The sequence below is a fragment of the Sodalis glossinidius str. 'morsitans' genome (assembly GCF_000010085.1).
GTDB lineage: Bacteria > Pseudomonadota > Gammaproteobacteria > Enterobacterales > Enterobacteriaceae > Sodalis > Sodalis glossinidius.
Genome location: NC_007712.1, coordinates 2995307 through 3008996, shown reverse-complemented (window position 1 = coordinate 3008996; position 13690 = coordinate 2995307). Strand labels below are relative to the sequence as shown.

Annotated in this window: 11 protein-coding genes and 4 pseudogenes; 2 read left to right on the top strand and 13 right to left on the bottom strand. The window is 55.1% G+C overall.

Annotated features, from left to right (window positions below):
* Positions 1-451: 451 nt before the first annotated feature.
* The 9 genes and pseudogenes from SGP1_RS36665 to SGP1_RS15965 all read right to left on the bottom strand — a co-directional run bounded on the left by SGP1_RS36665 (position 452) and on the right by SGP1_RS15965 (position 8502).
* Positions 452-820, bottom strand: coding sequence for an NAD(P)-binding domain-containing protein (locus SGP1_RS36665; protein WP_424141120.1), 369 nt, complete (start codon positions 818-820; stop codon positions 452-454).
* Positions 817-1038, bottom strand: coding sequence for an NAD(P)-binding domain-containing protein (locus SGP1_RS36660; protein WP_424141119.1), 222 nt, complete (start codon positions 1036-1038; stop codon positions 817-819). Before SGP1_RS36660 ends, SGP1_RS36665 begins: the two co-directional genes overlap by 4 nt.
* 60 nt (positions 1039-1098) lie before the next feature.
* The gene (locus SGP1_RS16000; RefSeq protein ID WP_011411579.1) at positions 1099-1548 is read right to left on the bottom strand and encodes a GNAT family N-acetyltransferase; all 450 of its coding nucleotides are present in this window, start codon (positions 1546-1548) and stop codon (positions 1099-1101) included.
* Positions 1549-2030: 482 nt separating this feature from the next.
* The gene (locus SGP1_RS34090; protein WP_279379470.1) at positions 2031-2228 is read right to left on the bottom strand and encodes a lytic polysaccharide monooxygenase; all 198 of its coding nucleotides are present in this window, start codon (positions 2226-2228) and stop codon (positions 2031-2033) included.
* Positions 2229-2366: 138 nt separating this feature from the next.
* On the bottom strand, positions 2367-2627 hold the full coding sequence (locus SGP1_RS34085) for a lytic polysaccharide monooxygenase (RefSeq protein ID WP_243466063.1): 261 nt from the start codon (positions 2625-2627) through the stop codon (positions 2367-2369).
* A 164-nt stretch (positions 2628-2791) separates the two neighbouring features.
* Entirely contained in the window at positions 2792-3157 is a 366-nt protein-coding gene (locus SGP1_RS15980; RefSeq protein ID WP_041867103.1) for a hypothetical protein, read from the bottom strand.
* 508 nt (positions 3158-3665) lie between these two features.
* On the bottom strand, positions 3666-3953 hold the full coding sequence (locus SGP1_RS27935) for a GNAT family N-acetyltransferase (RefSeq protein WP_050747755.1): 288 nt from the start codon (positions 3951-3953) through the stop codon (positions 3666-3668).
* 366 nt (positions 3954-4319) lie between these two features.
* Positions 4320-5589, bottom strand: a pseudogene (locus SGP1_RS15970) (oligosaccharide MFS transporter).
* A 53-nt stretch (positions 5590-5642) separates the two neighbouring features.
* Positions 5643-8502 (bottom strand): annotated as a pseudogene (locus SGP1_RS15965) (glycoside hydrolase family 2 TIM barrel-domain containing protein).
* 291 nt (positions 8503-8793) lie between these two features.
* On the opposite strand from SGP1_RS15965, the pseudogene SGP1_RS36655 reads away from it, so the two are divergent.
* A pseudogene (locus SGP1_RS36655) lies at positions 8794-9869 on the top strand (LacI family DNA-binding transcriptional regulator).
* A gap of 91 nt (positions 9870-9960) precedes the next feature.
* Here SGP1_RS36655 and SGP1_RS34070 read toward each other — a convergent pair.
* From SGP1_RS34070 to SGP1_RS34060, 4 genes are all read right to left on the bottom strand, one after another.
* Positions 9961-10428 carry a hypothetical protein gene (locus SGP1_RS34070; RefSeq protein ID WP_243466061.1) on the bottom strand — a complete coding sequence of 156 codons (468 nt, stop codon included), beginning with the start codon at positions 10426-10428 and terminating at the stop codon, positions 9961-9963.
* Positions 10429-10505: 77 nt separating this feature from the next.
* A complete protein-coding gene (locus SGP1_RS34065; protein WP_050747753.1) occupies positions 10506-10748 on the bottom strand; it encodes a hypothetical protein in 243 nt (80 codons plus the stop codon).
* Positions 10749-10752: 4 nt separating this feature from the next.
* A complete protein-coding gene (gene mqo, locus SGP1_RS15950) occupies positions 10753-12372 on the bottom strand; it encodes a malate dehydrogenase (quinone) (protein WP_011411575.1) in 1620 nt (539 codons plus the stop codon).
* Positions 12373-13116: 744 nt separating this feature from the next.
* Positions 13117-13296, bottom strand: coding sequence for a hypothetical protein (locus tag SGP1_RS34060; RefSeq protein WP_176579774.1), 180 nt, complete (start codon positions 13294-13296; stop codon positions 13117-13119).
* Positions 13297-13437: 141 nt separating this feature from the next.
* Here SGP1_RS34060 and SGP1_RS34055 point away from each other — a divergent pair.
* Positions 13438-13605 (top strand): annotated as a pseudogene (locus tag SGP1_RS34055) (MFS transporter); the annotation flags it as partial.
* Positions 13606-13690: the final 85 nt, after the last annotated feature.

The window sequence follows — 13690 nt, the reverse complement described above, 5'->3', positions numbered from 1 at the left end:
GGCCGCAGCAGGCCGTACCGCGCTGCACGCTGGTGCACGAGGCGGGAAATGGCTAAGCCCGTTGTGCGCGACGGTTAAGGCGGCCGCTTGACACCCGCTGCAGCGAAGGGTAAACGCTTGCGAAGGGAGATTCGTCACTGCGTAACGTTTGCCCAAGCCGGGAAACCGCCATAGTGATTATCTAAACGTGGGGGCGTGTGCGCCGTGATGTGTACAGCACAGATGAAAAAACCGGCCGGTGGCCGGTTTATGCGCCTGCTCAGGCAGACTCAGGGCGCCAAATAGCGATAGACGACCGAAATATCGCTTTCGCCGTGGCCGGCGTCCACCGCCTGCTGCCAGATCTCGCTGATACGTTTCAATCGGGCAGATTGCGCGAGTTCGCCGCCTTGAGCGCCAGCCGGGCGTCCTTAAGTCCCCATATTAGCGCCATTTGCGGATCATAGTTATCTTATTTAATCATCGCCAGCTGGCCCTTGACATAAGGCGCCGCCAGCTGCGTGCTTTCTGCGATACCTTGCATCATGACGATCAGCCAGGCATTGACGACCAGCTTCATCCGGTTACCGGCTCCGGCAGGACCGAGCCACCGGGTGCCTTTGGCAATGGTGGCAAATACCGGCTCAACTGCGCTCGCCGCCTGACGATCGCCGCTCGCCAGCACCAATACCTGGGCGTTTTCAGCCGGCACTTTGGTGCCGGAAACCGGCGCATCAATAAAAACGATATCGTCGCGCGCCTGCTTGACCGCCGCGATGAGCTCCTCCGTGGCTTCAACACCCAGGGTGCCCATTTGGGCAAGGACAGCATGCGGTTTCATGGCTGCCAGTACGCCTTCGGAACCCAACATACAGTACGCGTCGTCGGGCCGTCAGGTAGCATCGTCAGCACCACATCGGCCTCGCGCACGACTTCCGCCGGACTGGCGCACAAAATAGCGCCGGCTTCGGCTAAGTCTTCGCCGCGCGACCGGGTCCGGTTCCATACGCGTGTCGCCAGACCCGTTTTGCGCAAATTGGCGGCAAAAGCATGGCCCATGGCGCCCAGCCCAGCACCGCGACCGTTGGTTGCTTATTCATAACGACCCCACTCCTTTCATTAACGCTGATATTTTATGAAATCGGTTTTGCGGGCGATCTTATCGTATAGCCTCATCGCCTGATGATTATCGCTCTGCGTCATCCAGTATACGCCAGCCAACGCTTCACGATCGGCATAGTGGTAAACCTGTTCAATCAGGCGCCGGCCAATGCCTTGTCCACGGACAAGATCGTCCACGTAAAGATCCTGTAAATAGAGCATTGGCTGCTGATACCATCCGTGATCGTGCACAATACAGTTGGCAATCCCCACCAGACGGCCGTTGCGCTCGGCGACGAAACCGCACATGGCAGGGTAGGCGCTATCCGTCAAACGCGCAAAAGTGTGTTCATACAGTGCATCATCGCGGATAGTCGAATAAAAACTCAGATAGCGACGCCACAGAAGTTTCCAGTCATCCCTATCGCCAGGGACGAGGGTGCGGAGGGTAACAGCGCGGTTATCCATGATAGAAGCCTCCCGAAGATAAAGCGTAAGCCATGACGTTATCGGCAAAACCTTTACCCTGTCAATGGCAGACCGAGGGGGCCGTCAAGCACTTATGAAGGCATTGCCATCAGGTTTATCTCCTGACGCGGATGCGCTGGGCAACGCATGTGGGGAGGACAGAGCAATGGGTCAAGCGCAGGAACAACCGACAAGGCAGAGGCGAAAGTCTAAAGGGGGAGGGCGCAACAAAGGCGCAGAATGAGAGGCGGGATACAGGGCGTTTGAGCGGACGGCGCTGCGGCCAAACCGCCCCACAGGGCGGCCTGGTGAGGGAGAACCGGTTCCAGGCCACGGGCTGATGATGACGGCCGCCTGTGACGCCGCGGCCGTTACACATTATTCGTAAGGCCATTCCCGCCAATAGAGGGCGGCGCCTGCCCTGCTGACGACGTGTTGCGTTATTGTCTGAGGTAAGGCGTTGCGTCTCGTACCGGCGCTTATTACGGCAGGGGGTTTATGTCGGCATCAATCACCTGATAGAAGGCCTTGGCAGTGTTGGCAATATCCCAGACGCCAAGTATGACATGATAGCCTGAGCGGGAAGGTACGTCACACTCCAGCTTGACCACATCTCCCGGCAATGCGCCTTGAAACTCTTTTTGGCAAAAAGGCGTCAACGCAAAGTCGGCCCGCGCCAGCGGGGGGGGGATCCCAATTTTCTTGAGTGATAAAGAATCTCATGGCGGTGGTGGCATGCTGCTTGGTAATAGTTCACGTAAACTTGTTTTTACCCGAATTTAATTTGACATGGTGCCAGCGATCGCTGCTTTGCTGGTTCAATACGTCAAAAAGGGTATTCTCCCGCTGGCAATTTCACCATCCTTCGGCCCGGCTGCTGGAAATCCTTTCGGACCTTCAATAGATTGATAATCTTTCGGGACATTATTGCCACAATCTTCATTTTTCATCGTATAACATAAGTAAGCACGGCTCTGCGGATTTTGGATATAGCCATGTCTAGGCGTTATTTCGTAAGATGCTGCGAAAGTCGATGCGTTAAACAGTAATGCTAAAGTAGGAATAATCACTTTTTTCATGTTAATGCTCCATATCTGGACTGATCTTGTGCCGATATTGGCTAAGGCAGTGCCAGAAATTTCAGCCGGGAATAAGTCTAAGGCTGGACCAGACAATGATTTTACCGTCATTGTCTGGCCAGTGGTGTTAATAAGCCTCATTATTCAGAGTGAGGCTCTTTTATTTACTGACGGGTAAGAATGAAATCGAACATTTTCTCGCCCACGGATTTAATTTCGATAGTAAGATTTTCTAAGAGTGTCATTTCAATATCAGCAAATTTAATGGTGTCAGACGCGCTATCGTAATGAAGCATTATTCCCTCATTAAAAGGCCAGCAGCCGGTATTCTTGTCACGGATCGCCACATGCACTTTGCAGCTCATAGAGTCGGTTTTACTATCCAGGAAAGTATATTCTTTATCATCCTCAGACACCGAGTTGACATCTATATTTCCTATGCTTTCACGATTGGTTTTAAAATGGAGGGGATATTTCCCGTCTTTATTTTGAACTTTATCAACCAGGCGAAAACCTAAATTAAAACTCATAATATGTGTCCTTATGTTATTAATGAGGAAGTGCTGTCGTAATCGCGAAGGGATCATCCTAATCCTGTCCGCATTAAGAGAATATTCTTTATAAAAATGTTGTTTCAAGCGAGCAACGTTGTGTTGTGGAAGGTTAAGTTGGTGGGTATTTTTGTTGAGTAAAAATCATATTATCTCACGTTATTGCGCTGGTATTATTATTTGAAAGCGATGTACTTTGTTTGCCAAATTATACAGTCAAGAGATTGAGTTATTCGCTTAATATATCACTTTCAGCCCGCTACCGTTTGTTGCACACCGCATCGCCCCGCTGCAGTCGGGAAAACGACCGGCCCCGGATAAGGGCAACGGTGAGGCTGGCAAACGAAACGTCTACCGACTTTCGTTCGCCTCTGCAAGTCGTCGTCATCCGCGCGTTTAATCGGCGTTGATGGGCGGCTCCCAGCGCATATGCCACGCGTAATCATCGCCGGTGATGATAGTAAAACCCAGCCGCAGATAAAGGTTTTTAGCGGGATTGTTTTTTTAACACCTTTAGTTCTACCGCTAAATTTTCCCGCTGCGCCTGCTGCATAACTCCCTCCAACAATTGCTGGTCGATGCCCCGACGCTGAAATTCCGGCGCCACCTGGATTTGGCCGATAAACCAGGCATCATCGGTAAGATAATATTTAAACAGGCCGGCCAGTTGATCCTCCACCAGAATAATATGGGCATCGTTCCAGTAGTCGATAATCTTGCTCAAATGCGTCTGTTCATCCTCATTGATGCCGTCATTGATGAGATAACCCTCCATAGGTGGCGAGTCTTAACGCATATAGGGCGGGAATATCACTGACGTCCGCCCGGCGCAGTCTGAGAGAGGTTGAGCTCATAGTTACTCCAGAAAACAAAGGGGAGATTATGCGTGCTGGCGGGATAATGGGCAATAGGGAGGGCATTAACGGCAGCGTGGGTATTGGGCTCCTAGGCCATTAGCGTGGCCACGCCCGCTGGACGCGCTTGGTGACGCGCGGTTATATCGCTCGGGCCAGGCGTGGCAAAGAGGCCTGGTTGTCGCCGACATTGATGCCGCGCTATGCCTTAATCGGTACAACTGTGCTTAAGACGGATTTGACCCCAGCTGTTTGTGTCCTCGCTGGCGCTCACCCTTAAGCCTGACTCAGACGATTTTGCCGGACTGCGTCGCCGGCGCCGTCAACGCTTTATGACGCACCGTCAACAAAAACGCAGAAATGAGGGTAAATGACAAAGTGATCAGATCCAGCACCAAATAGGCTTGGTGGAAACCAACCTGATCATACATTCTCCCCACCCACGTGGACAATTACGACGCCGGATAATTGCTTCGATAAATTGAATCCGATAAGAAACAGTTTTGCGGATAGACGTGGATCGAACACCGAAGAAATATATTTAAACGCCCCGACTAACAAAAAAGGAAGTTCAAACATATGCAGCGTTTTTAATATGATCACCTCAATACCGCTGGTGGCAAAGGACGATCCAAGAATGCGCACCGACATGATGAGGCCCGCCACCAACAGCGCGTTCTTGCTGCTGATACGGTTGATAATCGCCGGGGTAAAAACATAATCAAACCGTTTAGCAATTCCCCGCCGGTGGTAACAAAGCCAAAGATTTCAGTACCGCGTTGCGGGCTGGCAAAAAACTTTGAAGAAATTGGCGAATTGCTGATCAAAAAAATCGTAAATACTGGCTACCCCAATCACATAAACAATGAATGCCCAGAAACGCGGCATGACCAACAGCTCAGCCGCCATTTTTAACGAAAAGGCGCGCCGGTTGGCGCCCAGTTTATCCATGACCTGTGCGTTCATATTGCTTTCCGGGCGCGACAGGAACAGCAATATCGCCAGTACGACCGCGAAACCCGAGGCAATCCAGAAGGTAATGTTGGGATCGATGCTAAACAAAATACCGGTCAGCGAGGCGCAAATGGCCCAACCCACACAGCCTGAAACGAGCACTCTGCCATATTCAAAATAGTTAGCACGGCTAACACGCTCGATAAACGCTTCCACCGCCCCGGAACCGCTGGAGAACACGAAACCGAGATACAGTCCGCCTGCCAGCGCGCCGGCGTACATATTAAACTGGAGCAGCGGCGACAGCACAAAGATGAAAAAGGGCGCAAACAAAATCAGCAGGATGGTAATACTCCACAGCAGATGTTTACGTAGCCCCAATTTGTCGGAGATCAGGCCAAATAGCGGCTGAAAGACGATAGCGAAAAACGAGATTGAGGAGAACACCATGCCGGTCTCGGTTTTACTAAGGTGATTGACGTCCGCCAGCCAGATGGGGAAAAACGAAAAATAGACGGACATAATGAAATAATAGAAAAAGAAGAACAGCATAAAATAGATAAAATTATGCTTCTCCTGGATCGTCAGCATCGCAGTCTTCATCGTCGTCACCATGCCAGGTCGGTATCAGAAGGGGATAAGGGGGGCGAACCCCCTCAGTTCAACTGCCAGCGCAAGGAATAGCGGTAGCGCTCTGCATCCAGCAGGTAGGCCTGATGAACGCTTGGACTCCACGAATCGTCCCCGCCGACGCCCATATGCGCGGTATCCAGGTTGAGCCAGAGGCCGGCTTCGGGACGCAGTTGGTGCCAGTGACGGGCCGCGGTCAACTGTTGCGTACCGTAAGGGCTGACCGAAAAATGGAACGCGCCGGTGACACGCAGTGGGCTGACGTCGAGTTCGCGGCTATAGCAGCGCATGCCGTTTTCGCTGGGAAAGATATACAGGGTGGTCATTTCGTCTAGCGGTCGCCGCCAGCGGGAGAAACGCGCGGCGGTGCGGCGGTCGGGATAGTTTTCATGCGGGCCGTCACCCAGCCAGCCGATCTCCTGCGCCTCACTATTTATACGACAGGTGACACCGACTTGGGCAACGGCGGCAGTTGTGACGAACGCACTGCCTCGATATCGGTCACCAGGGCACCGTCGGCGGTAAAGCTTAATTGCCAGCGGCTGAGCACTAGCAGGGTCTGGTGATGGAAATAGCCCACGTTCTACCCAGGCATTGGGATCAATTCTGTCCACCTCGCTAATGCCGATATCGTTATCCAACGGTGCGCGGATAAACTGGTCGGTCAAGGGAGTTTGCAGCAGAGAAAGCTCCCCTTGATGCCACTCTTGCAGATAGCCGCTGCGTTTGTCGACTCGCCAGCGTTGTGTCTGATGTGTGATGATAAACTCACTGCGGTCTCAAGGAACTGCGGTACATCGCCGAAGGGCGCCTGCTGCTGCGCTGGCGCGGCCAATGTGCCCGGCAGCGGCCAGTGTTCCCAGGCGCTGATATGCCCGGCCGGCGACCAGGGCGTCGCCGCGGGTTGTTGTACGTAAACCTGCAAGGTCAGCGTGCCGGCTTGGGCAGGAGACGACCATTGCGGGTCAAGAGTAAGAATACGTCGTTCCCCCGGTGCCAGCCGCAACGGCAGCTCGCCGCCGTGTAGAAGCTCACCTTCCAGCTCTAGCCACCAGATCAGGTTTTCATTGTCGTTGGTGCGAAACAGATACTCGCTTTCAACGCTTATTTGCAGCCAGGCGGCCTCCACCAGGGCGAATTGGAAGAATTGCTGCTGTTTTTTCACCTCAACATGCCGGGATGGAGGGTGCGATCGGGGAATACCAGCCCGTTGAGGCAAAATTGCCGATCGTTGGGGGTGTCGCCGAAGTCACCGCCGTAGGCCCAATGGAGAGTGCCCTGCTCCAGCGCCTGGTCGGCCCAATCCCAAATGAATCCACCCTGCAAGCGGGGATATTGGCGGAACGCCCGCCAATAATCGGCAAAGCCGCTGAGGCTGTTACCCATGGCGTGGGCGTATTCGCACAGGATAAGCGGACGCTGCTCGCCGGGAGCCCTATCCATTTTTTGATAGCCCATTTCGGCACCGCCGGGATGGGCAAATCCTCCTCGACCTGCGCATACATCGGGCAAAGAATATCGGTGGCGGCGGTATCGGCGGCGGCGCCTTCATATTGTACCGGTCGCGACGGGTCCTGCGTTTTGACCCAGCGATATAACGCATCGTGAGTGGCGCCATGGCCCGCTTCGTTGCCGAGCGACCAGATAATGATACTGGCATGATGACGGTTGCACTGCACCATTCGGGTAACCCGCTCGCTAAAGGCGGCAAACCAAACCGGGTCGTCCGCCAGCCGGCTCATGGGCTCCATGCCGTGCGTCTCGATATTGGCTTCGTCCACCACGTAAAGACCATAGCGATCGCACAGACGATACCAAAGGGGGGTGTTGGGATAATGAGAACAGCGGACGGCATTAAAATTATTCTGCTTCATGAGCAGAATATCCTGCACCATGGTCTGCTCGTCCATGGTCTGCCCGTTGGCCGGGCGGTGTTCATGGCGGTTGACGCCGCGTATTAGCAGGGGTTTGCCGTTTAGCTGTAGCAGCCCGTCACGCACGCTAACCTGGCGGAAACCCACATCATAGGCTTCCGCTTCAATCAGCGTGCCTTCACCGTCCAAAAGCGCTACGACTACGCGATACAGGGTGGGATCTTCCGCGCTCCATAGCCTCGGCGCCGCGACCGGCACGCTTCTGCAATTCGCCGTGGCTGAACAGCGCATCCAGAGCGGTATCAAGGCGGATGTCGCTGAAGGTTGAATCAGGTTTGTGCAGTAACGCCACCGAGCGGAAGATACCGCTCATCCGCCACATATCCTGGTCTTCCAGATAGCTACCGTCGCTCCAACGGAGTACCAGCACACATAAGCGATTAGCGCCGGGACGCAGGGCGTCGGTGAGATCGAATTCAGCCGGCAGGAGGCTGTCCTGGGAGTACCCGAGCCATTGGCCATTGCACCAGACATAAAAGGCGGCGCTGACGCCGTGAAAAATAATGCGCGTACGGCCGCGCGCCTGCCAGTTGGCCGGTAACTGCACGCTGCGCGTATAACAGCCGGTGGGATTGAGCGCCGGCACGCGTGGGGGGTCAACTGGAAAAGGGTATTTAACGTTGGTATAGATAGGGCAATCGTAGCCGGCCATCTGCCAGTTACCGGGGACGTTAATGGTGCGGGCGTCGTCCTCATCCTGCACCAGCCAGCTTTCCGGCACCGCTTCCGGTTGGGTGAAATAACTGAACTGCCATTCGCCATCCAGTAACAGGCGGCTGGGGGAGTCGCCGCCGGCTCGTGCTGCGTCGCTATCCCGGTAGCTCATAAATGACGCATGGGACGGCAACTTGCCGTAATGGGTTACCGCCGGGTTTTCCCAGTCCCGCCGCGACAGGACGTCAGACAGGGCTGCAGGCGCCGCCGGCCGCGGTTGATGAACAGCGTGGGTCATAATTCGCCTTAAAGTTAACAAAAAAATCCGCGAGAGTGAGTAATGTTATTCGCTCACATTTTGTCAGCAGTTAACGGCTTTCCAGTGGCTTTCCGCAAGTGTCTATCGGGTTAAAGATGATCATTTTCAAAGAAAATCGGTGAAAGATAACGAATAAAGCGATATGTATCACAATTATGGGGTATGTGAGCATATCACTTTTTCACTCCGCTTAGCGTTTGCCGTGGTTTGATTTATGATGTAAGGAGAATGCGATCTAGCCCTATATGAGTTTGCTGCAGGAACAACATTGTGAAGCACAAGAACGCCACCCTTGACGATGTCGCCCGCCATGCCGGCGTTTCTTATCAGACGGTTTCCCGAGTTTTGAATGGATCGGCGCACGTGGCGGACGCGACGCGCGCACGGGTCAACGAGGCCATTAGAACGTTGAATTATGTGCCCAACCGGATGGCCCAGCAGCTGGCCGGCAAGCGGGGCTGTACCCTGGGGCTCATCACCGCCTCGCTCGGGTTCCATGCGCCGTCGCAAATCGCTTCCGCCATCAAGGGCGTCGCCGGTCAGCGCGGGTTTTCTGTGCTGATTGCCATGGCTGACCCACAGCACGAAATTGGACTGCAAGACGCGCTAAATGAGCTGAAGGCGCAGCGGGTGGAGAGGGTTATCATCAATTTGCCGCTGGCGGCGGAGAGCGCTGCGGCAATCGTTGCCGATAATTCCGAACTCGTGTGCTTGTTCCTGGATGTTCCGACGGATGCCGGCGTGTTTCACGTCATGTTTAATCCTGGCGACGGCACGCGCGCAAGCGTTGATCATCTTTATCGCCTGGGCCACCGGCATTTTGCGCTGCTGGCAGGTCCGCAAGATTCTGTCTCCGCACGCCTGCGCCTCGACAGCTGGCGCTTGCCGAGTATCATCTGCACCCGGTGGCGTCAGCTCAGGGCGACTGGAGCGCCGCCAGTGGTTTTCGCTGTATGGTCACGATGCTCAAGGCGCAGGCGTCATTCAGCGCCGTATTGGTCTCCAACGATCAGATGGCCCTCGGTGCGATTAGCGCGTTGCATCAGCAGCCGTTGGCGGTGCCGGAGCACGTTTCGGTGATAGGCTATGATGATACCGAGGACAGCGCCTACTTCCTGCCAGCGTTGACCACCGTTTCTCAAGATTTCGACCGGCTGGGGCAGGAGGCGGTGAACCGGCTGCTGGCTCGGTTAGGCTAGGGTGGAGGCGCGGAAGGGCAGCAGTCAATTATGCTGCCCACACACCTGGTGACCCTCCATTCCACCGTTGCGCCGCCGGACGGTAAGCCGAGCCTGGGCCTGCTGGCCGACGAGCTACAGCGGATAGCGGCGTTATTAAGGCGTTGAGGCGGATCCCACGTTCGCCCGCCGTTGAGCGGGCGACGCTAGGCTAACCACAGCAGCGGTTTGACGGCGCGTCCGGATTGGTAAAAAAGCGTCAGCGCTTCGCGCCAGCGGCGACAGCTGCGCACAGCGCAGCAAGGGCCAGAGCGTCGCGCAGATGAAATCGCTGCAGCATCGCGCCACCGGGCGTCACGGGGAGCGGGTGTCCCGAGAGTAGACCATAGCTTATCAGCGTCGCGGAAGGGCGCAGTGCCGCCAAGCCGGCCCCCACGGCGTCAAACACCAGACTGCTCTGGGCTGCCAGCCGCAAGATCTCGCTCTCGCGGTGCATGGCCAGCGGTTGTATGCCCAACCGGCTCAGGTGTGGCGCGCGGTGTAGGCCTATCACCCGCCGCACACCGCCTGCCAGCGCCCATTGCCCTAAAAGCCGTGCGCAATCCGAGCCTGCCGCGGTCAGTATTATCTGTTGGTCCCGTACCGGCCAGCGCCGCAGCATCAGCCGTGCGGCCAGCGGATTGATATAGCCGCGCAGCGCAATGTCGTCCGCAATATCTTCCGGCACCGGCTCCAACCATTGTCCGGTGCAATTCAGCCGCTGTTGCCAGGTGCCGTCGCCTCGCAGCGGCAGAACGCGCTGACCTAGGCTGAAAGGCAGAGCGTCAGAGGTAACGACCGGCCAAGCGCCTCATAGCCCGCGACCCGAGGCGGGCTGACCCAATGCGCATAGGCGCCGGTAATTGGGATAACATCAGAGGGATTGATCGGTGCCGCTATCATCTTTACCTGCACCTGGCCTGCGGTGGGAGGGACGAGCGGGGTGCTCTCCAGCGACAATACCGCTTCGGGCTGGCCGAAGCGGTGATACCACAGCGCGCGATTCATCGGCTTACATTGCTTTTTGCAGCCCTTCCCATTTGCCGTCTGCCGGCTCGCCGGGCAAGGGTTTGGCCTCGATATAGGTCAGCCCCAGGACCTCGGAGGTCGAGAGACGAATCTCATTGGTCAGTGCAAGGTTACCGTTAATCGTCTGGCCGTAGGAGGGAACCATCTCTTTCAGTTTTCGCTGCCAGGCATCGGTGGTCACCTGCTCTTTAAACATCGAGGCCAAAAGCTCCAGCATGATGGGGGCAGCGGTGGAGGCGCCGGGCGAAGCGCCAAGCAGCACCGACAGCGAGCCGTCGGCCGAGCTGACTACTTCGGTGCCGAACTGCAAAATACCGCCTTTGCCGGCATCTTTTTTGATCACCTGCACCCGCTGGCCGGCCTCAATCAGCGACCAATCAGCCATTGTGGCCTGGGGATAATATTCGCGCAGGGCATTCAGGCGATCTTTATCCGACATCAGCAACTGGCCGATGAGATAGCGCATCAGTCCGAAGTTATCCAGCCCGACGCGCAGCATGGGCAACAGGTTTTGCCGCGTGAGCGAATGGAACAAATCCAGCCAGGACCCTCGCTTGAGGAATTTGCTGCTAAAGGTGGCAAACGGGCCGAACAGCAGCGCCTGCTTGCCGTCAAGAATACGGGTATCGATATGCGGCACCGACATCGGCGGCGCGCCGACCGACGCTTTACCGTACACTTTGGCGTGATGGTGGCCAACCACCTCGGGATTGGTCGCGACCAGAAATTGCCCGCCAACCGGGAAGCCGGCATAGCCATTTACCTCGGGAATGCCAGATTTTTGCAGCAGGGTCAGTGACGCGCCACCGCCGCCGATAAAGACATGGCGGGCGCACACCGTGGACTGTCGGCCGCCATTGCTGTGATCGGCAACACGCACGCTCCATGTTTGATCGGCGTTGCGCTTGATATCCACCACGTCATGCTGAAGATGCAAATGAAACTGGGGGTATTGCTGTAACGCCGCCAGCAATTGCTGCGTCATCTCACCGAAGTTCACGTCGGTGCCCATAGCCATACGGGTGGCTGCCACTTTTTGAAATGTGTCACGTCCATCCATGACCAGCGGCGCCCATTCGCGGATCTGCTGCGGGTTTTCAGAGTACTCCATGCCGCGGAACAGCGTGCTGGTTTGCAGCGCATCGAAGCGTTGGCGTAGAAAGCGGATATTGTCTTCTCCCCACACGAAGCTCATATGCGGGACATTATTGATAAAGCTTTGCGGATTGGTGAGAATTTTTTGCTTTACCAGATAGGCCCAGAACTGGCGTGATATTTCAAAAGATTCGTTTACCGCGACCGCTTTAGAGATATCCACCGAACCCGCCGGGCTGAGCGTGGTGTAGTTCAGCTCGCAGAATGCGGCATGGCCGGTGCCGGCATTGTTCCAGCCGTTAGAACTTTCCTCTGCCGTTTTTTCCAGACGCTCATACATATGAATGGTCCAGCCCGGCTCAAGCGCTTTCAGATAAGTTCCCAGCGTGGCGCTCATGACTCCGCCGCCAATCAGTATGATGTCCACCGGGGGGTTATCCACAACCTGATGCTGTTTGGCTGACGCAGAGACCGTCATGCCAAGGGCTGCGATAAAATTCTCTTTCATGCGCAGTATCTCGTTTAAGAAAATGAAGCCGACGCCCGGGCCGTTTTCGTTCGGGTTGGCGCCCAAGGGAGTCTGCTAATACTATTCGATTCTATTAGTCACTACCAGTTAAGTAAACTACAAAATTATTGCAATTGCGACTAACAGTAACGAATGCTAATGATTGATAATGTATTGAAATTAATAAAAATTAATCATATGACAAATTCATGCTTAACATATGATTAATCAGAATTTACCATCTTTATTTTAAAGCTATAACAAGGATTTTAAGTGTGAGCCACTGCATAAAAATAAAGTTACGGTTTTAAATACTGCCAAAAAAATTTTTTAGAATCATCATAATGATGAGCACCAATGAAACCCGTGCAATAAAGTTGTTTTCATCGGCAGGCCGCTGATATGATTTTTATTACTACAGGAGAGATAATGTTGCCCCGCCAGGTCTTAACACTCCGGCGCCTCTGCCGATAGGAGAAGACGATGTTGGTTGACGACCTATGGATGCCAGGGGATGACACATGATTGACATTAGATCTTACCGTGAACGGGATAGGCAGGCGGTAGCGGCCATCATTTTGCCTATCCAGCAGCAGGAGTTTGGTGTCGCCATTAATGCCGCCGACCAGCCTGACTTGCAGGACATCCGCGGTTTTTACCAAACTGGTAGCGGCGGTTTTTGGGTGGTCTGCCACCGGGGGGAAGTAGTTGGCACCGTTGGTCTGAAAGATATCGGCGGCGGGGCTATTGGAATATGCGCGCGCCCATGCCCGGACACATCGCATCAGCGATATTTATCTTGGCACCACCTCCCAGTTTATTTCTGCCCAACATTTTTACCGCAAGCAGGGCTTCAGCGCCGTAACGCGCGACGACCTGCCCGCCGTTTTTCCCTTGATGGCGGTCGACACTCTCTTTTTCCATTTGTAGCTAGCCCAGCGATAAACCCCTGATCTGCGCAGCCGGCTCCGCTGATGCTGCGGCGCCCGAGTGCACAAATGCTTTTCATTTCTAACCCGCGATGAAGGATTGGTATGATGCAAAACGGTAGTTTAACGCCTGATATTAGTGGCGCTGCGTTTTTGTATGGGGCTGGCATTGGGCGGGCTGTTGCCCTGTATCGCCAGAGTGATTCGCCATACCGTACCGCCCGAGCGGGCCGGCAGCGTGCTGGGCCTGTCGACATCCGCGCAGTACGTCGGCCAGGTTACGGGACCGTTATTGGGCGGCGTGGAGTGGTGCGATGATGCGAACGGCCATGTGCCGTGCGGTGGCGCGTCGTTCGTGCGGTCATCCACCGCCGTTAGCCGAGGAAAGG